Origin of the sequence: Oscillochloris sp. ZM17-4, from assembly GCF_019599295.1 — a bacterium.
In the GTDB taxonomy this organism is placed as follows: Bacteria; Chloroflexota; Chloroflexia; order Chloroflexales; family Chloroflexaceae; genus Oscillochloris.
Genome location: NZ_JAIEWN010000013.1, coordinates 114,388 through 134,651 on the forward strand (window position 1 = coordinate 114,388; position 20,264 = coordinate 134,651).

Below are 20,264 nucleotides of genomic sequence, written 5' to 3' on the forward strand. Positions count from 1 at the left end.
AATGCAGATCAGTGAACCGGGTTTAGTCTGCGGCCCGTCCGGTTTAGTCTGCGGCCCGTCCGGTTTAGTCTGGCTGCCCTCCCACCCGGTGGCCTCGCTGCGGCTGACGAACGAGACAGGGCTGACCCTGGAGCGCGGCCCGGTGACGGTGCTCGACGCGGGCGACTACGCCGGCGAGGCGGTGCTGCCCTTCACGCGGGCCGGCGGCGAGCTGATCGTGCCCTACGCCGTGGAGCTCGGGATCACGGTGAGCGAGCGCAGCCGCAGCGAGCGCCGCCTGCACGCCGTGCATATCCGCGGCGAGTACGCAGTGTTCGAGGAGTACGACCTGCGCTCGCGCAGCTACGACCTGGTGAGCGGCATCGACCGGCCGGCCGAGGTGCTGATCGAGCAGGCCCGCCTGGCGCACTACGACCTGGCCGACACCCGCGCCCCCGACGAGGAGAGCGCCGGCTTCGCCCGCTGGCGGGTGGCCTGCCCGGCCCACGGCCGCAGCGCCTTCGTCGTCGTCGAGCGCCGGCTGGTGAGCCGCCAGGAGCAGGTGCGCGGCCTGAGCGGCGAGCGCCTGCGCGCCCTGCTGCGCGATGGCCTGGTAAACGCGAAGACGGTCGCCTTCCTTGAGGGGGTGCTGGAGCTGTACCGCCAGGTCGCGGAGGCCCAGGGCCAGCTGCGGCAGATCGAGCAGGAGCGCGAGTCGATCTACAAGCAGCAGCGCCAGATCCAGGGCAACCTGCAGCCCCTCGGGCGCGATGGCGACGAGGGCGCCCTGCGCAAGCGGTATGTGTCAACCCTCGGCCAGCTCGAGGACGCCCTCGCTGCGGCCGCCGCCCGCGAAGAGAAGCTGCGCCAGCAGATCGCGCGGCTGGAAGAGCAGGCGATGGTCAGGTTGAATAAGGCGTAGGGCCGAAGCATTGTGGCCTGTCGCACAGCGACAGGCCACAATGCTTTGGCCCTACAGGAATGAATATGCGACGGATTGACCCAAAAACCCTTGGCCTGATGCTGCTTGCCCTGATCGTGGGCCTGTCCTGGGCCGCCTATAACCTGGCGCTGGCCGGGCCGGTGCGTGGCGAAGACACCGTGCGCCCCCTAGTCTGGGCGGTCTTCGCCGCGCCGGCGGCGCTCGTCATCGGCTGGCTCATCGCCCGGCCGCGCGAGATCGGGCTGGCCTCCGCCTGCTGCTTCTGCCTCTACTTCTTCAGCTTCTTCGTCGCCCAGCGCATCGAGTCGCTGCTCGTCACCCCGGATCAGGCGGCGGCGAGCGGCCACACCACCTACTTCTGGGTCGCGATCATCCTCCACGCCTTCGTCGGCGGCGGCCTGGCGATCTGGCGGGCGCGGGCGTAGGGGCGCAGCACGCGGCGCCCCTGCTGCGCCCGCGCTACGCGTCAAGATCGAGAAACGCCCGCACCACCGCCGGGTCGAAGTGGCTGCCCGCCTGCGCGCTGATATACGACCGCACCCGCACCGCATCCCAGGCCTGGCGGTAGGGCCGGTTCGAGCGCAGGGCGTCCCAGACATCGGCCAGGGCGAAGATGCGCGCAGCCAGCGGGATGGCCTCGCCCGCGAGGCCGTGCGGGTAGCCCCTGCCGTCCCAGCGCTCGTGGTGGTAGTGGGGGATGTCCAGGGCAGGCCGCAGGTAGTCAATCGGCCGCAGCATCTCGTAGGCGTAGGTGGGGTGTCGGCGCATCTGCTCCCACTCCTCGCTGCTCAGCGGGCCGGGCTTGAGCAGGATCGCGTCGGGCACGCCCATCTTGCCGATGTCGTGGAGCAGCGCGCCGCGCCGGATATGGATCAGGCTCTCCTCGTCCACACGGAGGAAGCGGGCCAGCCGCACCGTCAGCTCCGTCACTCGCTGTGAGTGCCCCTCGGTCTCCTTATCGCGCAGATCGAGCGCGCGCGACCAGCCCTCGATCGTGGCGTCGTAGGCCATGGCCAGGTCCAGGTTTGATCGCTGGAGGCCCTCGAACAGCGCGGTGTTATCGATCGCCACCGTGGCCTGGGCCGCCAGAATATGCAGCAGCTCCTCCCACTCGGCATCGTTCCGCCACGGCCCGCGTGTGAAGACCTCCAGCACGCCGCGGACGTAGCCCTTGGCGATCAGGGGGATGGTATAGTAGGCCGTGAAGCCCTCCGCGTCGATCTTGCGCTCGCGGGTGAACTGCACATGCGTGTGCAGATCCCGCAGGCTGATCGGGCGCCGCTCGATCACCGCCCTGCCGGCCGCCTGGTCATCCAGCGTGATCCGGCTGCTCTCGATGCCACGGGTGCGAAACCCGCGCCCTGCGGCATACTCAAGGCAGAGCGTGCGCGGGTCGAAGAGCAGGACGGATGCAGCATCGACCCGCAGCTGATCGATCACGTGGTCGAGCAGCACGCCGAGGGTCGCGCCCAGATCCAGGCTGGCCGAGATCGCCATATTGACGTTGTGTAGCGCCTGGAGCCGCTGGAGCCGCTGCTGGGTCTGCTCGTGGAGCTCGGCCCGGCGCATTGCGCTGGCGGCCATATCGGCGATGGCGGTGAGCAGGCGCAGCTCGGCGTCGCTGAACCCTGTATCGTGCTCGGGGCCGAGCGCCCGGCTGACGAGCAGCACGCCGAGCGGGGTGTTCTGGGCGCTCAGCGGCGCGCCCGCCAGCGCCTCGGGCGATCGGCTGGGGTGCGGGCGAGTGAGCTGCGGGTCTCGCCAGAGGTCGGCGGTGCGGTAGGGCACGCCGGTGCTGAGGATATGGCCGATCACGCCGTCCTTGGCGGGCACGCGCAGCCCGCCCATCCGCGCCATCTCGCCGTAGCCGCGCTCCAGGAGCACCTCGTCGCTGTTATGCTCAAGGATCGCGATCAGCGCCCCGTCGGCGCGCAGCAGGTCGCAGATCTGCTCCAGGATCACCGGCAGCATCTCCGCCCGCGTCGCGGCCGCGCGCAGCGCGGCGCTGACGGTGGCCATCGCCTCAAGCTCGCGGGCGCGCTGGCTGCGCTCGGTGACATCCTGCTTGATCGCGACATAGTGCAAGATCCGCCCCTGCGAGTCGCGGACGGGGGTGATCGTCTGCTCCTCGACGTAGAGCGATCCGTCCTTGCGGCGGTTGAGCAGCTCGCCCCGCCAGATCTCGCCGGCGCTGACCGTCTCCCACATCTCGCGGTAGTAGGCCTCGGTCTGGCCGCCCGAGCGCAGCAGGCGCGTGGTCTGCCCGATCGTCTCCTCGGCGCTGTAGCCGGTGAGTATGGTGAAGGCGGGGTTGACCCAGCGGATCACGCCGGAGGTGTCGGTGATCATAATCGCGTTGGCGGTGGCATCGAGCGCGACCCTCTGGAGGTGCAGATCCTCCTCGGCGCGCAGGTGCAGCTGCTGCGCGAGCTGCTGCCCGTCGGCCGGGGGGAAGCCTCGGTCGACGATGCGGAGGGAAACCGGTCGCTGGTGCGAATCAGGGTCGGGCGATGGGTCATGATGTCGAAGCTGCGCCATAGGGAACCCCGGTTCTTGCTGTGTGACCTGGTTGAGGGTAGACGGCGACATTGCCGCGACACACCATGGTGCGGAACCTGATCGGGGCAGCTTGGCCGCAATCCTTCTGAAGTATAACATTTCACTCTTATTCTGCAATAGACAAGGTTTCAGGGGGTGCGGCGTAAACTCTTGCAGCGGTGCTCTGGCGGGCGGCTGAAGCCGCGTCGCCGGGGCGCTGCGCGCCGGTGATATCCCGGCTCCAGAGCTCGCTGTCGAGCCGCGATGTGGCTCATACGCGGCACGCAGGCACCTGTCTAGGTGAGGTCGCAGAGCGCCTCGACGTAGGCCGCCGAGCCATCGCGCAGCCAGCCGTCGAGCTGGGCCTGGTCCTTAAGCTGCTGGCCGCGCAGGCGCGGCACCGCCACAAAGCCGCAGGCCAGATCGGGCAGGGCCGTCATATCGCCCCAGAGCTTCTCCCACTGCGCCACCGGGAAGATATCTTCCTGGCCGTGGCCCCAGCGCTTCTTCACATCCTTGAGCGTCATGTAGGTGGGGATACGGGCCGCCAGCGCGCGCACCGCGTCGGCCACCCGCGCGTCGTCGGCCAGCTCATCGCGCGTGAGGCCGAAGGCGGCCAGGAGCCGGTCGATATCGACCCAGCAGGTGAGCGTGTTGTAGTAGGAGAGGTCGAACTCGGCCTGCTCGCGGGGCATGGCCAGTCCCTCCAGCAGGCGCAGCTGGCCGTCGACGCGGGCCAGCCCGCCGCCGCGGTCGTCGAGGTGGCGGGCGATCACCTCGAAGGTGAGGGCGTCGCCGCGGGCGATGTGCAGCCCGAGGATGGCCGGGTCGACGGTGGCTCCCAGGGTGTCGATGTTGTGGGCCATCAGGTACGTGAGCTGTGGGCGCTCGGCGAGGAGCCGGGCGAGCGCGCCGTTGCGCAGCATGTTCGGCAGCTCGAACCAGTGGCCGACGGGGTGCAGGCACTGGAGCGGCGCGTTGCCGGTGTAGTCGCCGCCCTCGCCCGCCCCCCGCGCCCAGCCGATCAGGGCGGCGTGCAGGCTCTCGCGCACCTTCTGGGCCTGCTCGTCGAGCACCTGCTGGGGCGTCTCCTCCCAGGCGAAGCGCAGGTCGCGGGCCATGGGGATGAGGCGCAGGCCGACGGCGCGGCCGGGCGAGAGCAGGAGCGGCCCCGCGTAGCCGTAGGGCCGGCCCTCGGCGTCGGCCTGCGCGGCCAGGGCCGCCGACAGGGGGCCGTGGGTCAGGTAGCTGGTGGTGAAGATGTGGGGCAGCCACGCGCCGTGCTCGCGGCCGCTGCGCCGGCTCTTGGCCAGGTGCGCCTCGACGAAGGAGCGGTGGCGGCCGGCCAGGCGGGCGAAGGGGTGCAGCGCCTTCACCACGCCGGCCCCCTGCGTCCAGCGGCTGCCCGCGCCGCCGGCCAGGCTGACCACAGCAACCTCACCGGCCGCCAGGGCGCGCGCGCCCAGCCGGCGGTGCTCCGCGCCCAGGGCCGCGGCGTCGGCCACGTCGCCCGGCTCCACGTCGCGGATGCGGGTGGTGCTGGGCAGGCGGTTCTGGAGCAGGCCGATCCGCCCGCTGCGCATGTCGGCGCGGATCTGCTCGTGCTGGGCGCGGTCGAAGCCATGCTCGGCCAGCAGCGCGCCCAGGTGGGCCTGGCCGTCGTCGGACAGGCCCGCCCGCGGCAGCAGCCGGTCGAAGAGCGTCTGCACCATGCCCGAGAGCTCGGGCATGGTGCGGCAGGCCGCGGCGAAGCGGTCGAGCTCGGCCCGGCGGGCGGCCGTGAGGGCGCGCGGGTCCTGGCGCAGCAGGCCGGGCACGGTCAGGGCGTAGTAGCCGGGCGGCATCAGGGCCATCTCGCCGGACAGCAGATCCGCCACCGTCCCCCGCTCGTTGATCGCGAAGTCGTAGACCACGGGCTCCATCGCGAAGGGCAGGGCGTGCTCCAGCCCGGCCTTGGTGGCCGCCATGATCGCCTGGAGCCGGCTCTGCGCCTCGGCCCGCCGCCCCGGGGCGAAGATGAAGCCCATGCCGCCGCCCGACATGCCGCCGAGCATCCAGAAGCCCCAGAAGTCGTCGCCGAACTCCGCGCGCACCGCCTCGATCAGCGCCTCGGTGTAGCGGGTCGAGGCCCAGGGGATGATCGTCTGGAGCGGGCCGAAGAAGTTGGCCGTCGTCAGCGCGCCGATCCGCCGGATGTCGCCGTCGCGCAGGGCGGCGAGCACCTCGTCGAGCACGCCGATCGCCTGGCGGCGGCCGGCCCACTCGGCCTCGGAGCGCAGCAGGTACTTCTCCGTCACCATCTCTAGGATGGGGCCGACGTTCTGGGCCATGCCGCCGTGGACCAGGACCAGGCTCGCCTGGAGGGCCGCCCTGGTGGCCGGCGAGACGGCATCCTCACCGAGGATGCGGTGGCTCGGCAGCAGGCGCCCGCGGCTCACGCCCCACTCCGGGTCGCCCGCCTGGGCCTCCTCGCCGCGGATCAGCTTCATGCCCGGCCAGACCCCGCCCGAGTCCTGCCAGCCGCCGCCGCTGCCGGCCAGCCACTCGCCCAGGATGGCCCGCGCCGCGGCCAGCCGGCGCTCGCCCTCGTCCAGCGGCCCGGTGAGGGCGCGGGCCTGGCCCGTGGCGCGCATGCAGACGGCGATCAGCGAGGCCAGCAGGTTGGTGGAGACGGCAAGGCGCGAGCCCTTGGGGATGCCGTGGACGGCGCTGACCAGCTCGATGCCGTGGCCCGGCGCGGTCAACCTAGCCAGCAGGTCGCCCAGGGCCGCGCCCGAGCCCTCGATCCCCGGCGGCACGATCCCGCTGGCGATCACGGCGGCCTTCAGCAGGCCGAGGTGGTCGCGGGCGAAGTCGAAGACCTCGGCCAGGTCGGTGATGTCGGCGCTGGCCCCGAGGTCCACGCTGGTGAGGCGCAGCACCGGCTCGTCGATCACGCGGAGCGAGGCCTCGACCGGCGGGCGGGGGGCCGGGTCGCGCCCGCGCACGCCCAGGTCGATCGAGACATTCAGCACCCGCGCGCCCTCGGGGAAGTCCATGCCCAGGAAGAAGATGTCGCTCCACGCGCTGTGGGTGAGGTCCATGCGCACGGGCGTGGACTCGCGCAGCACCAGGGCGGGCGCATCGCCGCCTGGCAGCAGCTCGCGGCGCACGCGCAGCGGGTGGTCGGCGGGGTGGCCGACGCGGAACATCCACTGGTTGCCGCGCACCGAGCGCACGCTGCGCCGCACCTGGTCGGCCAGGGTCTGGAAGGCGAGGCGGTGGTAGGCGGCGGCCAGGGCGCTACAGAGCGCGGCGCTCGGCCCGTCCGCCTGGGCGGCCTGGAAGACCTGGATGGCCTCCTCGAAGCGCCGGCTGAGCAGGTGGGCGTAGCCCTCGTAGGGCACGTGGCCCACCGGCCGCACGCCGGGGGCGTCGAGCAGGTGGAAGCGGTGGATGGCGTAGAGGAAGAATAGCGCCCGCACGCGCTCGTAGAGGTTGTCGCTCGTGCGGCGCAGCCGCTCCAGGGCCGCGCACTCGGCCAGCAGCTCATCCAGCGAGGCCCCCCGGCAGAAGGCGTCGAGCGAGCGGTCGCGCGTCTCCGCGTCGGCGGCGGTGATGATCTCGGTGAGGGTGGACATTGGTGCGCTTGCCTCGTTGGGGGTTGGGCGTTGGGGGTTGGGCGTTGGGGGTTAGACGCCCTAACCCCCAACCCCCAGCCCCCGCCCTACTTCATCGCCAGCAGCTCGATCATGCTCACCAGCACCTCATCGCGGTCGACGCCGCCGAGGGCCAGCGCCAGTTGCGCGGTGAGCACGCCGTACTTGCCGCCCACATCGTGGCGGGTGCCGAGGTTGGCCAGGGCCAGGATGCGCTCGCGGGCGGCCAGCTCGTCGAGGGCGGACGACAGAGTCACCTCGGCGGGGTTGGCGGCGTCGCGCAGCATGCGGCCCAGCACCTCCATCACGCCAGGGGTGAGCACGTGCATGCCGAAGAAGCAGAGGTAGTGGCCGGCGCGCAGGCCGGGCACCGCCAGGTGCTGCTCGGCCTCGGTGGGCGTCGGCTTCTCGCGCACCGTCTCCACCAGGTAGAGATCCTGCCGGCCGGGCAGGCGTCGCCCGCCCACCACGCCGAAGGAGGGCAGCAGGCTCTCGCGCGAGGGCTGCACCGCCGAGACAGCGCAGGACTCGGCCACGGCCACGGCCACGAGCTGCTCGGCGCAGCCGCGCCCGCTGTGGCTGAGCCAGAGGTGATCGCCCACCAGGTGCAGAAAGGGCGCGTCGCCCACGAAGTCGCGGGCGCAGGCGAGGGCGTGGCCGTAGCCGCCGGGGCTGGGCTGCTCCACAAAGCGCAGCCTGCCGGCGTGCTCGCCCGCAGCCTCGGCGAAGGGCGCGGCGTCGCCGGGGCAGACCACCACGCAGATCTCGTCCGCCCCGGCCTTCAGGGCCTCCTCGACGACGATCCACAGCACCGACTTCGGCGTCCCGTCGCGGTCGACCATGCGCTGGAGCGGCAGGGTGCGCTGGCTACGGCCGGCGGCGGTGATGACAGCTTTGGTGACACGCACGGCGCTGGTCCTCTTATTCGGCCCGGCCTCTCCGGGCCGCTATAGTATGCCACATTTCTCGCGAAGGGCCTGGCCTCCTCTGATGGCGGTGGGCATGTGCAACGTCCCTGCCCCCCGGCTGGCGACGTTGCACATGCCCTGTCTGATGGCGGTGGTGTTCACGCTTAGGGCTCATAAAAGAACACCTTCCCTCAGGCCGCTGAATCGGCCATCGCAACCGTCCCGTCGCGATGTGGGAAATCTCGAGGTTGCTACGGTGAAACACCCGATCACTGAGGCACTGAGACACTGAGGCACTGAGCTTGTCCCCTCAGTGCCTCAGTGCCTCAGTGCCTCAGTGATCAAACCCTGGGCCTTTCCACGCCCAACCCCAGGGAATCCCCTACTGCCGCCGACAGGGCCGCCCGGCTAGACTGCCCGTGTCAACCGGAATAGACGCGACGGTGCCGGCCACGCCGGCTAGCCCCTTGCGCTACTGGCCTATGAGAAGGAGGGTGCAGATGAGCGTGACATCAACCGCGCCGGGCCGCCCTGTGCGTGCAGACTGGCAACCAGTGTCTGAAGGACGGCGACAGCCTGGTCATCCCGTCGGCCACCAGCAGTACGACGAGCGGCGGCAGCCAGCAGCGCAGCGGCTTCGGCGGCGGGCGGGGAGGGTTCCTGCCATGAGCAGCATGATTCGCGCCCGCACCTGACCCGCACCTATGTGACCGGCGACATCGAGGTCCACGCCCTGCGCGGGGTCTCCTTCGAGGTGGCGCGGGGCGAGTTCGTGGCGATTATGGGGCCGTCGGGATCGGGCAAGAGCACGCTGATGAACCTGATCGGCTGCCTGGACACGCCGACCTTAGGCAGCTACATCCTGGACGGGCTGGAGCTGCCGCTGCTGGCGGCGGTGCGCAACCGCAAGATCGGCTTTGTCTTCCAACGGGAGGAGTCCATGTTCAACTGGCTTGACCGGCCGACGCGCTTCGGTGCCGCCCACGCCGCCGATGACGCCAGATGTGGCTGCGCCTGAGCCAGCAGCGTAGATATGGCCGCCAGATACGCTGACGGCCAGCACGCTTGCACCTCTGAAAGGACAATATGTATGAACACGCAGATGACCCAACCGACCACAACGATGCAGATCCCGGAGCCGCCGATCGCGCGGTTGCTGTTCGCCGACACCCGGATCGCGCTCCTCTGGACGATCCTCCGACTCTACCTGGGCTACGAGTGGCTCACGGCCGGCTGGGAGAAGCTGACTAACCCGGCTGGAGTCTGGGTGGGAAAGGCCGCCGGCACGGCGATCAGCGGCTTCCTCAAGGGCGCGCTGGCGAAGACGGGCGGCAGCAACCCCGACGTCAGCGGCTGGTACGCCAGCTTCCTCCAGAACGTCGCACTGCCGAACGCGGTGTTCTTCTCCTACCTTGTCACCTTCGGCGAGATCCTGGTCGGCATCGCCCTGATCCTGGGGCTGCTCACCGGCATTGCGGCCTTCTTCGGAGCCTTCATGAACGCTAGCTACCTGTTCGCCGGGACGGTCTCGGTCAACCCGCTGCTGCTGCTGCTCGCGATCGGCGTCATGCTGGCCTGGCGGGTCGCCGGCTACTGGGGCTTTGACCGCTGGGCGCTGCCGCTGCTCGGCGTGCCCGGCTTCCCCGGCACGCTCTTCCGGCCAAAGGTGGTCGCTACGAAGGCTGCGACACACGTCGCACGGAGGTGACGAAAAACCCAGGCTCTGGCCGCCCGGAACCCAGCATATTCCTACTGTTGGGGCCCGGCCCTGAGGGCTATGCTTAGGACAGATATTCGACACAGCCCGGCGCTGAGGGGCGAGAGCGATCACCGCTCGCTCATGCCCTTCTCGCCGCCGGGGCAAAAGATGAAAGGTACGACGATGAGCCATACCACGATTGAGGCACACGTGACGACCGGGCCAGCGGCTGGCGCTGGGACATGGATTGGGGCGATCTGGGGCTTGCTGAGCCTGGCCACCTGCCTCGCGGCCCCGGCCTTCTGGCCGGGCCTCGTGGCCGTCGCTGGTATGGTCGCGCTGCTCGGCGCACTGGAGGGCGCGGCCTTCGGCGCCGCTGCGGACAGCGCGCTGGCGCCCCAGCGCGCGCCGTTGTCTCACCGGAGCCACGGGCTGTAGCGAAGCGCGCTAGGCCGCAGCGGCCGGCCCTGCTCAAAACGAAAGAGGGAACCACGGTGGATATTCGCATCGACACAAACGTGGAGTGTACGGATGGCCCCGGCGGCCAGGTGACGAGCATCATCCTGAACCCGGTCACCCGGCGGATCACCGATATGGTGGTGCGCGAGCCGGGCTTGGTGGGGAACCAGGTGCTCGTGCCCACCACGATGATCACGGAGCAGACGTCCGACACGCTGCGCCTGAGCGTGACGCGCGGCGCGCTGGCCGATCTGCCGAGCTTTATGATGACCCAGTACCACCAGCCCGGCGACCGCCTGCTCGACACGACCCCCTGGATCACCTATCCGCCCGGCGGCATCTACCTGTCGCCTTATATGCCGATCGCGGTCGATCACTATGTGGACACCTACGAGAACATCCCGGCCAGCGAGCTGGCGATGCGTCGCGGCGACGTGGTCGCCGCGACCGACGGACGGGTGGGCCGGATCGAGGGCTTTGTGGTCGACCCGCAGGGCGAGCAGATCAGCCACCTGCTGCTCCGCGAGGGCCACCTCTGGGGCACCAAAGACGTGAGCATCCCCGTCGCGAGCATCAAGGACATCCAGGCGGGCGTGGTCCATCTGAAGCTGAGGAAGGACGAGGTCGCGGCGCTGCCGACCATTACGGTGCATTGATCGCATCGGCTACGTGCTGACCACGCCATTGCGGGCCAGCTCGACGCCGCGATCACTCTTTAGCGTTGCCTTAGCTGGCATGCACCCGTCTCTTCATCTCGCTGCTGTACCCTGGCGTACACAGACCTTGGCGCAGCAGTCGCGATGATACGCATGGAGTTGGCCATGAACGTGAGCCCGTTGGCGGGGAAGCCTGCCGAAGAGTCGATGCTGGTGAATATTCCCAGGCTGGTCAGCGCCTATTATACGGAGACCCCAGACCCATCGGTCGCTGGGCAGCGGGTTGCCTTCGGCACCTCCGGGCATCGTGGCTCGGCCTTCGATGTATCCTTCAACGAATGGCACATTCTGGCGATCTGCCAGGCCATCTGCCGCTACCGGGAGCAGCAGCAGATCACTGGCCCGCTGTTCCTGGGCATGGACACCCACGCCCTCTCGGTGCCGGCGCTGTCTAGCGCGCTGGAGGTGCTGGCCGCCAACGGGGTCGAGGTGATGCTGGCTGAGGGCGACGAGTACACGCCCACGCCGGCTATCTCGCTGGCTATCCTGAGCTACAACCGCGGGCGCACGACCGGGCTGGCCGACGGGATCGTGATCACACCCTCACATAACCCGCCCCACGACGGCGGCCTGAAGTATAACCCGCCCCACGGCGGCCCGGCCGAGACGCGCATCACCAGCGGGATCGAGGCGCAGGCAAACGCGCTGCTGGAGCGCGGGCTGCAGGGCGTGAAGCGCATACCGCTGGCGCGCGCCCTGGCCGCCCCCACGACCCATCGCTACGATTATCTCAACGCCTATGTCAGTCAGCTGGCGCAGGTTGTGGATATGGACGCGATCCGCGCCGCGAAGATCAGCCTGGGGGTAGATCCGCTGGGCGGGGCCGGGGTCCACTACTGGGGGGCGATCGCCGAGCGCTACGGCCTGGACCTCACGGCCGTCAACACCGCGGTCGATCCGACCTTCCGCTTTATGACGGTCGACTGGGACGGCCAGATCCGCATGGACCCGTCCTCGCCGTATGCGATGCAGCGGCTGATCGCGATCAAGGATCGCTTCGAGATCGCCTTCGCCTGCGACACCGACCATGATCGGCACGGGATCGTCACCCGCAGCAGCGGGCTGCTGCCGCCCAACCACTACCTGTCCAGCGCGATCTTCTACCTGTTTCAGCACCGGCCGCAGTGGCCCGCGCGGGCGGCGGTCGGCAAAACCGTGGTGAGCAGCCAGATGCTCGATCGCGTCGCCGCCAAGCTTGGCCGCACGCTCTACGAGGTGCCGGTTGGCTTCAAGTGGTTCGTCGCTGGTCTGCGCGACGGCTCGCTCGGCTTCGGCGGCGAGGAGAGCGCGGGGGCATCCTTTGCGCGGCTGGATGGCAGCGTCTGGACGACGGACAAGGACGGGATGATCCTGGCCCTGCTGGCGGCGGAGATCACGGCCAAGGCTGGCCGCGACCCCGGCGAGATCTACCTCGGCCTCACGCACGAGCTGGGCGAGCCGGTATATGACCGGGTTGAGGCTCCGGCCACCCCAGCGCAGAAGGAGCTGCTGCTGCGCCTCTCGCCCCAGCAGGTGGGCAGCACCGAGCTGGCGGGCGAGAAGATCACGCGTGTGCTGACCCAGGCGCCCGGCAATGGGGAGCCCATCGGCGGGCTGAAGGTAGAGGCCGCCAGCGGCTGGTTCGCGGCCCGCCCGTCGGGGACAGAGGCCATCTACAAGATCTATGCGGAGAGCTTCCGGGGGGCCGATCATCTGCGCCGCCTGCTGGAGGAGGCGCAGGCAATCGTGAGCGCCGCGCTGGCCGATCAGGCAGGTGGGTGATCGCCCGCGTGGGCTTGGAAGGAGAGAGATCGCTCTTCGCCTTTCTGGGCAAGAGCGCGGTGCAGAACCTGCTCTTCTTCCGCTTCGCCAACATCTTCCTGGAGCCGATCTGGAACCGCCACTATGTCGAGAGCGTGCAGATCACCATGGCCGAAGCGTTCGGCGTGCAGGGCCGGGGGAAGCTCTACGACGAGCTGGGCGCGATCCGCGATGTGGTGCAGAACCACCTGCTGCAGGTCGTGGCCTATGTGGCGATGGAGCCGCCCATCCTGGCCTACCCCGAGGGCATCCGCGACGAGACCGCCAAGGTCTTCCGCGCCATCGAGCCGCTCGACCCGCAGAACCTGGTGCGCGGGCAGGTCGCCGGATACCGCGGCGAGCCGGGCGTGCGCCCGGACTCGCGCGTTGAGACCTACGCCGCCGTGCGCCTGCACATCGACTCGTGGCGCTGGGCCGGCGTGCCCTTCTCCATCCGCGCCGGCAAGTGTCTGCCGGTGACGACGACCGAGGTGCAGGTGACGCTCAAGCGCCCGCCGCTCGCCGGGCTGGCGCCCGGTCAGGGCAACCGCGTGCGCTTCCGCCTCACCCCGCCGATCACGCTGGGGGTCAACACCCGCATGAAGGCTGCGGGCGACGCCATGGCCGCACGCGAGCAAGAGCTGACCGCCGCGTATCAGCCCGGCCCGAGCATGCTCGGCGACTACGAGCGGCTGCTCACCGACGCCATGCGGGGCGAGGCGATGCTGTTCGCGCGTGAGGATGCGGTCGAGATCGCCTGGTCGATCGTCGAGCCCATCCTCGACGACGTGACGCCGCTGTGCGACTATGCGCCGGGCACGTGGGGGCCGCAGGAGGCCGAGCGGCTCATCGCCGATGTGGGCGGCTGGCACCGGCCGGGCTCCTACTAGGCATCGTCGGCGCTCATGCGCACCCCATGGTCTGGGCTTCTAAAACCCAGGATCTTCCTACTGTTGGCATCCCGTCGGCGGGGCTATGCTAGGTGCAGACCTGGAGATGCCGAAACTGGCAATAGCGCGTAAAGACGCAGAAGGATACGGTGATGAACCAGAGCACGATAGGAACATACGCGACGCTCGACGCGGCCGAGCAGGCCGTGCATACGCTCGGCGAGGGCGGCTTCCCGATCCGCCAGGTGTCGATCCTGTCCCAGGACATGCAGAGCGAGCGGGTAGTCCACGGCTATATCACTGCGGGCGATGTGGCGAAGCAGGGCGCGGGCGTGGGCGCGTGGACCGGCGGCCTGTTTGGCATCCTGATGGGCGCCGCCTTCATCTGGGTGCCGGGCTTCGGGCCGCTGCTGGTGGCGGGGGCATTTGCCGGCGTGCTGCTGGGCGGCATCGAGGGCGCGGCGGTCGGCGCCGCTACGGGCGGAGCGCTGGGCGCCCTGGCCGGCTGGGGCGTCTCGAAGCAGCATATCCTCAAATACGAGGAGCAGCTCAAGGCAGGCAAGTACCTGGTCATCGCCCACGGGAGCGATGCGGAGGTCGCGCAGGCCCGCACGCTGCTGGGCCAGACCGACGCGGCCGCGCTGGACGTCCACGCCTAGCGTATATGCGCCGATGGCGCTGTATGGGCCGGTAGTGCTATCGGCCCATTAGCGCATCACAGGGGTCATCATGAGCAAACCAGTGGAATCCGAACCGCTCTCCCCGGACATGATCCGCAAGATCGACGCCTACTGGCGCGCCGCCAACTACCTGTCGGTCGGCCAGATCTACCTGTACGACAACCCGCTGCTGCAGCGGCCGCTGGCGCTCGCGGATGTGAAGCGCATGCTGCTGGGCCACTGGGGCACCACCCCGGGGCAAAACTTCATCTACGCGCACCTGAACCGGGCGATCAAAAAGTACGACCTCGACATGATCTACGTCTCCGGCCCCGGCCACGGCGGCCCGGCCGTGGTGAGCAACACCTACCTGGAGGGCACGTATAGCGAGATCTACCCCAACATCAGCCAGGATGCGGCCGGGCTGCGCAAGCTCTTCCTCCAGTTCTCGTTCCCCGGCGGCATCCCCAGCCACGCCTCGCCCGAGTGCCCCGGCTCGATCCACGAGGGCGGCGAGCTGGGCTATTCGCTCAGCCACTCCTTTGGGGCGGTCTTCGACAACCCCGGCCTGATCGTCGCCTGCGTGGTCGGCGACGGCGAGGCGGAGACCGGCCCGCTGGCCACGGCCTGGCACTCCAACAAGTTCCTCAACCCGGCCAGCGATGGCGCGGTGCTGCCGATCTTGCACCTCAACGGCTATAAGATCTCCAACCCGACCGTGCTCGCCCGCATCGAGCGTGAGGAGCTTGAGCAGCTGCTGCGCGGCTACGGCTGGACGCCCTACGTCGTCGAGGGCCACGAGCCCGCGCTGATGCACCAGGCCATGGCCGCGACGCTCGACACCGTCGTTGAGGAGATCAAGCGGATCCAGGAGAACGCCCGCGTCCACGGCGACCTCACCCGCCCGCGCTGGCCGATGATTGTGCTTCGCTCGCCCAAGGGCTGGACGGGGCCGCAGATGGTCGATGGCATCCAGATCGAGGGCACCTTCCACGCACATCAGGTGCCGCTGCTGGTCGATGCCGAACACCCCGCGCATCTCCAGCAGCTAGAGGCGTGGCTGCGCAGCTACCGGCCCGAGGAGCTGTTCGACGCACAGGGTCGGCTCATGCCAGAATTGGCTGAGCTGGCCCCGAAGGGCGAGCGGCGCATGGGTGCGAACCCCCACGCCAACGGCGGCATACTGCTGCGCGACCTGCGCATGCCGGACTTCCGCGACTACGCGGAGGATGTGCCCGCGCCCGGCGCGCCCGGCATCGGCGACACCCATGTGCTGGGGCGGTTTCTGCGCGACGTGACGAAGCTCAATGCGGCGCAGCAGAACTTCCGCATCTTCGGCCCAGACGAGACCCTCTCGAATGGGCTGGAGGCGGTCTTTGCGGCCACCGAGCGCCAGTGGGAGGCCGCGACCGTGCCGGGCGACGAGCTGCTCGCTCCCGCCGGGCGCGTGATCGAGATGCTCAGCGAGCACCAGTGTGAGGGCTGGCTCGAAGGCTACCTGCTCACCGGGCGGCACGGCCTGTTCAACTGCTACGAGGCGTTCATCCACATCGTCGACTCGATGTTCAACCAGCACGCCAAGTGGCTCAAGGTCACCGCCGACCTGCCCTGGCGGCGCAAGATCGCCTCGCTCAACTACCTGCTGGCCTCGCACGTCTGGAGGCAGGATCACAACGGCTTCACCCACCAGGACCCGGGCTTCATTGATCACGTTGTGAACAAGAAGGCCGAGATCGTGCGCGTGTACCTGCCGCCCGATGCGAACTGCCTGCTCTCGGTGGTGGATCACTGTCTGCGCAGCCGCCACTACGTCAACGTGGTGGTGGCCGGCAAACACCCGGCCCCCCAGTGGCTCACCATGGACGCTGCGGTCAAGCACTGTAGCGAGGGCATCGGCATCTGGCCGTGGGCCAGCAGCGACCAGGGCGCCGCGCCCGATGTGGTGATGGCCTGCTGCGGCGATGTGCCCACCCTGGAGACCCTGGCCGCCGTCTCGATCCTGCGCGAGCACCTGCCCGACCTGCGGATCAGAGTGGTCAACGTGGTCGATCTTATGAAGCTAGAGCCGCAGACCGAGCACCCCCACGGCCTGAGCGACCTGGAGTTCGACGAGCTCTTCACCAAAGACAGGCCGGTGATCTTCGCCTTCCACGCCTACCCCTGGCTGATCCACCGGCTCACCTACCGCCGCACCAACCACGACAACATCCACGTCCGCGGCTACAAGGAAGAGGGCACCATCACCACGCCCTTCGACATGACCGTGCTGAACGAGCTGGACCGCTTCCACCTGGTGATGGACGTGATCGACCGCCTGCCGCAGACCGGCGACAGGGGCATCTACCTCAAGCAGCAGCTCAAAGACAAGCTGATTGAACACAAGCAGTATATCAACAGGTACGGCCAGGATATGCCGGAGATCCGGGACTGGACGTGGAGCAATCGCGCATGAGCTGATCATGCGTATGTGCTTCTCAGAAGGAGACCACAATGTCTATGCAACTCAATCAAGCAGACGGCGGCAAGACGCTCGTCGTTCAGGTGAGTGGGAAGCTGATAAAGGCGGACTACGAGCAGTTTGTGCCTGAGTTCGAGCGCCTGCTCCAGCAGCACGGCAAGCTGCGCATCCTGTTCGACATGGCCGACTTTCACGGCTGGGACGCCAGCGCGGCGTGGGAGGATCTGAAGTTCGACATGCGTCACTTCGCCGACATCGAGCGAATCGCGATGGTCGGGGATAAAAAGTGGGAGCATGGCATGGCGACGTTCTGTAAGCCCTTTACCCGCGCGGCGCTCCGCTACTTCGACCAAACCGCCGCTGCTGAGGCGCACACATGGCTTGCGGAAGCCTGAAAGGATGTGGGGCAACCCATGCACGTGCCGCAAGGGAAAGGATCTATCCATGCAATCTATCGCACAGCCCAGGGCGGCTACCGCCCCGAAGGCCGACCTCCAGACGCTGCCGATAGCAGCGGTCGAGCAGCAGCTGAGCACCTCGCCGGACGGCCTGACCCAGGCCGAGGCGCAGCGGCGGCTGGCCCAGTATGGGCCCAACGAGCTTGCCGAAAAGGAGGTTAACCCGCTCCTGAAATTTCTCAGCTACTTCTGGGGGCCCATCCCCTGGATGATCGAGATCGCCGTGGTGCTCTCGGCGCTCGCTCAGCACTGGCCGGATTTCTTCATCATCTTGGTCTTGCTGGTCGCCAACGCCGTGGTCGGGTTCTGGGAGGAGCGCCAGGCGGGCAGCGCGATCACGGCGCTCAAGGCCCGGCTGGCGCTCAAGGCCCGGGTGCGGCGCGACGGTGTCTGGGCCAACCAGGCGGCCCGCGAGCTGGTGCCGGGCGACGTCATCCGCCTGCGCCTGGGCGACATTGTGCCGGCGGACGCCCGTCTGCTGGACGGCGACCAGGTCGAGGTCGACCAGTCCGCACTGACCGGCGAGTCGCTGCCAGCCACGCGCACGCCGGGCGACGCAGTCTTCTCGGGATCGATCATTCGCCAGGGCGAGATCGACGCGCTGGTCTATGCCACGGGTGCGCGCACCTACTTTGGCAAGACCGCCCAGCTCGTCCAGGAGGCGCACACGGTCAGCCATTTTCAGAAGGCCGTGCTGAAGATCGGCAACTACCTGATCATCCTCGCGGTGGCGCTGGTGGCGCTGATCATTGGCGTCGCGATCATTCGCGGCGACCCGATCCTCGACACCTTGCAGTTCGCGCTGGTGCTGACCGTGGCGGCGATCCCGGTGGCCATGCCGACGGTGCTATCGGTGACGATGGCTGTCGGCGCGCGCCTGCTGGCCCGCAAGCAGGCGATTGTGAGCAAGCTGGTGGCGATCGAGGAGCTGGCCGGCGTGGACATGCTCTGCGCCGACAAGACCGGCACCCTGACCCAGAACAAGCTCACGCTCGGCGACCCGTTCACCGTCGCCGGCACGTCCGCCGAGCAGGTCGTCCTCGCCGGCGCGCTGGCCTCGCGCGCGGAGGACAACGACACGATCGACCTGGCCGTGCTGGGCGGGCTGAAGGACAAGGACGCGCTGAAGGGCTACCAGGTCGTCCACTTCCAGCCCTTCGACCCGGTACACAAACGCACTGAGGCCACCGTCACGGGCCAGGACGGGGTGCAGTTCAAGGTGACGAAGGGCGCGCCGCAGGTGATCCTTGCGCTGGCGGCCAACGCCGCACAGGTGCAGCCAGCAGTCGAGACGGCGGTCAACGGGTTCGCCGCTCGCGGCTTCCGCTCGCTGGGCGTGGCGCGGGCCGACGGCGACGGCCAGTGGCAGTTTGTCGGCGTGCTGCCCCTGTTCGACCCGCCGCGCGACGACGCCAAAGAGACGATCGCAACCGCGCTGGCAATGGGCGTGCGGATCAAGATGGTCACCGGCGACGCGCTGGCGATCGCCAGGGAGACCGCGAAGAAGCTAAACCTGGGCGCGAACATCCTGGACGCCTCCGGCCTGGGCGACTCCCAGAAGCGTGAGACTCCGCAGGTGGCCGCGTCGATCGAGCAGGCCGACGGCTTCGCCCAGGTCTTCCCGGAGCACAAGTTCCATATTGTGGACGTGCTCCAGCAGCGCGGCCATATCGTGGGCATGACCGGCGACGGCGTGAACGACGCCCCGGCGCTGAAGAAGGCCGACTGCGGCATCGCCGTCTCGGATGCGACCGACGCGGCGCGGGCGGCGGCGGCAATCGTGCTGCTGACGCCGGGCCTGTCGGTGATCGTCGACGCGATCAAGGAGAGCCGCAAGATCTTCCAGCGCATGAACAGCTACGCGATCTACCGCATCGCCGAGACGCTGCGCGTGCTGTTCTTCATGACCTTGTCGATCCTGGTCTTTAACTTCTACCCGGTGACGGCCGTCATGATCGTCATGCTGGCGCTGCTGAACGACGGTGCCATCTTGTCGATCGCCTATGACAACGTACACTACAAAGATCAGCCCGAGGCATGGAACATGCGCATGGTGCTGGGGGTCTCCACGGTGCTGGGCATCATCGGCGTCGTCTCCGCCTTCGGCCTATTCTATCTGGGCGAGCGCGTCTTCCACCTCGACCGCGCCCACATCCAGACCCTGATGTACCTGAAGCTGTCGGTGGCCGGGCACCTGACGATCTTCCTGACCCGCACCCGTGGCCCGTTCTGGTCCACCCGCCCGGCGCGCATCCTCTGGGTGGCCGTGCTCGGCACCCAGATCGTGGCGACGCTGATCGCGGTGTACGGCCTATTTATGACGCCGCTGGGCTGGGGCTGGGCGCTGTTCGTCTGGGGCTATGCGCTGGCATGGTTCCTGATCAACGACCGCCTCAAGCTGCTCGCCTACCGGCTGTTCGATCCCGCGGGCGACATGCCTGCGTCCGCTGTCGCGGCGCAGGCCCGGCCGTAAGCGAGCAATGAGCCAGCGAACCCAGGCGTTTCCCCGTGCGAACCCAGTATTTCCCTGCTGTTGGCACCCGGCCATGCGGGCTATGCTTCGGGCAGCTCTTCGATACGGCCCAGCGCTGAAGGGCGCGCGCGCGCCACTCTTGCATGCCCTTCTCGCCGCCGGGGCAAAAGATGAAAGGTACGACAATGAGCCATACCACCATTGAGGCACATGTGACGACCGGGCCAGTGACTAGCGCTGGGACATGGATTGGGGCGATCTGGGGCTTGCTGAGCCTGGCCATCTGCCTCGCAGCCCCGGCCTTCTGGCCGGCCCTCGTGGCCGTGGCCGTTATGGTCGCGCTGCTCGGCGCGTTGGAGGGCGCGGCGTTCGGCGCCGCTGCGGACAGCGCGCTGGCACCCCAGCGCGCGCCGTTGTCTCACCGGAGCCACGGGCTGTAGGGGCTCGCGCTAGGCCGCGCGACCGACCCGGTTCAAAACGAAAGAAGGAACCAAGGGCGGCATCTACCTGTCGCCCTATATGCCGATGGCGGTCGATTACAGAAATAACCCCGCGTGGAAGCCGCAGGGCTTTAGCCCTAGGACCAATACTTTTCGAATAAGGAATCTGCTGCTGCTCAGCTCTCACCCCCCCAGCCCCCTCTCCCTGAGCGGGTAGGTTTTTCATT

15 protein-coding genes and 1 pseudogene are annotated in these 20,264 nt (G+C 68.6%); 13 read left to right on the top strand and 3 right to left on the bottom strand.

The genetic code is table 11. The features are described 5' to 3' along the window. Position 1 precedes the first annotated feature (1 nt). Both K2Z83_RS12155 and K2Z83_RS12160 read left to right on the top strand, forming a co-directional pair. Entirely contained in the window at positions 2-901 is a 900-nt protein-coding gene (locus K2Z83_RS12155) for a hypothetical protein (protein WP_220595451.1), read from the top strand. A 65-nt stretch (positions 902-966) separates the two neighbouring features. After that, positions 967-1,347, top strand: coding sequence for a hypothetical protein (locus K2Z83_RS12160; protein ID WP_220595452.1), 381 nt, complete (start codon positions 967-969; stop codon positions 1,345-1,347). Between the two features lie 34 nt (positions 1,348-1,381). Here the strand turns inward: K2Z83_RS12160 and K2Z83_RS12165 are convergent, their stop codons facing one another. From K2Z83_RS12165 to K2Z83_RS12175, 3 genes are all read right to left on the bottom strand, one after another. Continuing rightward, positions 1,382-3,460 carry an HD domain-containing phosphohydrolase gene (locus K2Z83_RS12165; protein ID WP_220595453.1) on the bottom strand — a complete coding sequence of 693 codons (2,079 nt, stop codon included), beginning with the start codon at positions 3,458-3,460 and terminating at the stop codon, positions 1,382-1,384. A 296-nt stretch (positions 3,461-3,756) separates the two neighbouring features. Continuing rightward, the gene (locus K2Z83_RS12170) at positions 3,757-7,080 is read right to left on the bottom strand and encodes a UTP--glucose-1-phosphate uridylyltransferase (RefSeq protein ID WP_220595454.1); all 3,324 of its coding nucleotides are present in this window, start codon (positions 7,078-7,080) and stop codon (positions 3,757-3,759) included. 86 nt (positions 7,081-7,166) lie between these two features. Continuing rightward, positions 7,167-8,006: a sugar phosphate nucleotidyltransferase gene (locus tag K2Z83_RS12175; protein ID WP_220595455.1), complete on the bottom strand. Its 840-nt coding sequence runs from the start codon at positions 8,004-8,006 to the stop codon at positions 7,167-7,169. 691 nt (positions 8,007-8,697) lie between these two features. On the opposite strand from K2Z83_RS12175, the pseudogene K2Z83_RS12180 reads away from it, so the two are divergent. The 11 genes and pseudogenes from K2Z83_RS12180 to K2Z83_RS12230 form a co-directional block, all read left to right on the top strand. Then, positions 8,698-8,973 (top strand): annotated as a pseudogene (locus K2Z83_RS12180) (ATP-binding cassette domain-containing protein); the annotation flags it as partial. Between the two features lie 123 nt (positions 8,974-9,096). After that, positions 9,097-9,714, top strand: a complete 618-nt coding sequence (locus K2Z83_RS12185) for a DoxX family protein (protein ID WP_220595456.1) — start codon at positions 9,097-9,099, stop codon at positions 9,712-9,714. 174 nt (positions 9,715-9,888) lie between these two features. Beyond that, positions 9,889-10,143, top strand: a complete 255-nt coding sequence (locus K2Z83_RS12190; protein WP_220595457.1) for a hypothetical protein — start codon at positions 9,889-9,891, stop codon at positions 10,141-10,143. A gap of 56 nt (positions 10,144-10,199) precedes the next feature. After that, positions 10,200-10,820: a PRC-barrel domain-containing protein gene (locus K2Z83_RS29945; RefSeq protein WP_220595458.1), complete on the top strand. Its 621-nt coding sequence runs from the start codon at positions 10,200-10,202 to the stop codon at positions 10,818-10,820. A gap of 165 nt (positions 10,821-10,985) precedes the next feature. Then, positions 10,986-12,641: a phosphoglucomutase (alpha-D-glucose-1,6-bisphosphate-dependent) gene (gene pgm / locus K2Z83_RS12200; RefSeq protein ID WP_220595459.1), complete on the top strand. Its 1,656-nt coding sequence runs from the start codon at positions 10,986-10,988 to the stop codon at positions 12,639-12,641. A gap of 14 nt (positions 12,642-12,655) precedes the next feature. Further along, positions 12,656-13,549, top strand: coding sequence for a hypothetical protein (locus tag K2Z83_RS12205; RefSeq protein WP_220595460.1), 894 nt, complete (start codon positions 12,656-12,658; stop codon positions 13,547-13,549). 152 nt (positions 13,550-13,701) lie between these two features. Further along, on the top strand, positions 13,702-14,208 hold the full coding sequence (locus K2Z83_RS12210; protein ID WP_220595461.1) for a general stress protein: 507 nt from the start codon (positions 13,702-13,704) through the stop codon (positions 14,206-14,208). A gap of 109 nt (positions 14,209-14,317) precedes the next feature. Continuing rightward, complete coding sequence (locus tag K2Z83_RS12215; RefSeq protein ID WP_370650159.1) at positions 14,318-16,660, top strand: phosphoketolase; 2,343 nt, start codon at positions 14,318-14,320, stop codon at positions 16,658-16,660. Positions 16,661-16,698: 38 nt separating this feature from the next. After that, positions 16,699-17,061: an STAS/SEC14 domain-containing protein gene (locus K2Z83_RS12220; RefSeq protein ID WP_220595463.1), complete on the top strand. Its 363-nt coding sequence runs from the start codon at positions 16,699-16,701 to the stop codon at positions 17,059-17,061. A gap of 49 nt (positions 17,062-17,110) precedes the next feature. Further along, positions 17,111-19,597 carry a plasma-membrane proton-efflux P-type ATPase gene (locus K2Z83_RS12225; RefSeq protein WP_220595464.1) on the top strand — a complete coding sequence of 829 codons (2,487 nt, stop codon included), beginning with the start codon at positions 17,111-17,113 and terminating at the stop codon, positions 19,595-19,597. 185 nt (positions 19,598-19,782) lie between these two features. After that, positions 19,783-20,037, top strand: a complete 255-nt coding sequence (locus K2Z83_RS12230) for a hypothetical protein (RefSeq protein ID WP_220595465.1) — start codon at positions 19,783-19,785, stop codon at positions 20,035-20,037. The last annotated feature ends 227 nt before the right edge of the window (positions 20,038-20,264 follow it).

Excerpts from the sequence above, each read along its gene's own strand:
- K2Z83_RS12185 (WP_220595456.1), top strand. The coding sequence starts at position 9,097 with ATGAACACGCAGATGACCCAACCGACCACAACGATGCAGATCCCGGAG.
- K2Z83_RS12215 (WP_370650159.1), top strand. The coding sequence starts at position 14,318 with ATGATCCGCAAGATCGACGCCTACTGGCGCGCCGCCAACTACCTGTCG.
- K2Z83_RS12155 (WP_220595451.1), top strand. The coding sequence starts at position 2 with ATGCAGATCAGTGAACCGGGTTTAGTCTGCGGCCCGTCCGGTTTAGTC.
- K2Z83_RS12210 (WP_220595461.1), top strand. The coding sequence starts at position 13,702 with ATGAACCAGAGCACGATAGGAACATACGCGACGCTCGACGCGGCCGAG.
- K2Z83_RS12220 (WP_220595463.1), top strand. The coding sequence starts at position 16,699 with ATGTCTATGCAACTCAATCAAGCAGACGGCGGCAAGACGCTCGTCGTT.
- K2Z83_RS12230 (WP_220595465.1), top strand. The coding sequence starts at position 19,783 with ATGAGCCATACCACCATTGAGGCACATGTGACGACCGGGCCAGTGACT.
- K2Z83_RS12165 (WP_220595453.1), bottom strand. The coding sequence starts at position 3,460 with ATGGCGCAGCTTCGACATCATGACCCATCGCCCGACCCTGATTCGCAC.
- pgm (WP_220595459.1), top strand. The coding sequence starts at position 10,986 with ATGAACGTGAGCCCGTTGGCGGGGAAGCCTGCCGAAGAGTCGATGCTG.
- K2Z83_RS12225 (WP_220595464.1), top strand. The coding sequence starts at position 17,111 with ATGCAATCTATCGCACAGCCCAGGGCGGCTACCGCCCCGAAGGCCGAC.
- K2Z83_RS12170 (WP_220595454.1), bottom strand. The coding sequence starts at position 7,080 with ATGTCCACCCTCACCGAGATCATCACCGCCGCCGACGCGGAGACGCGC.
- K2Z83_RS12190 (WP_220595457.1), top strand. The coding sequence starts at position 9,889 with ATGAGCCATACCACGATTGAGGCACACGTGACGACCGGGCCAGCGGCT.
- K2Z83_RS12160 (WP_220595452.1), top strand. The coding sequence starts at position 967 with ATGCGACGGATTGACCCAAAAACCCTTGGCCTGATGCTGCTTGCCCTG.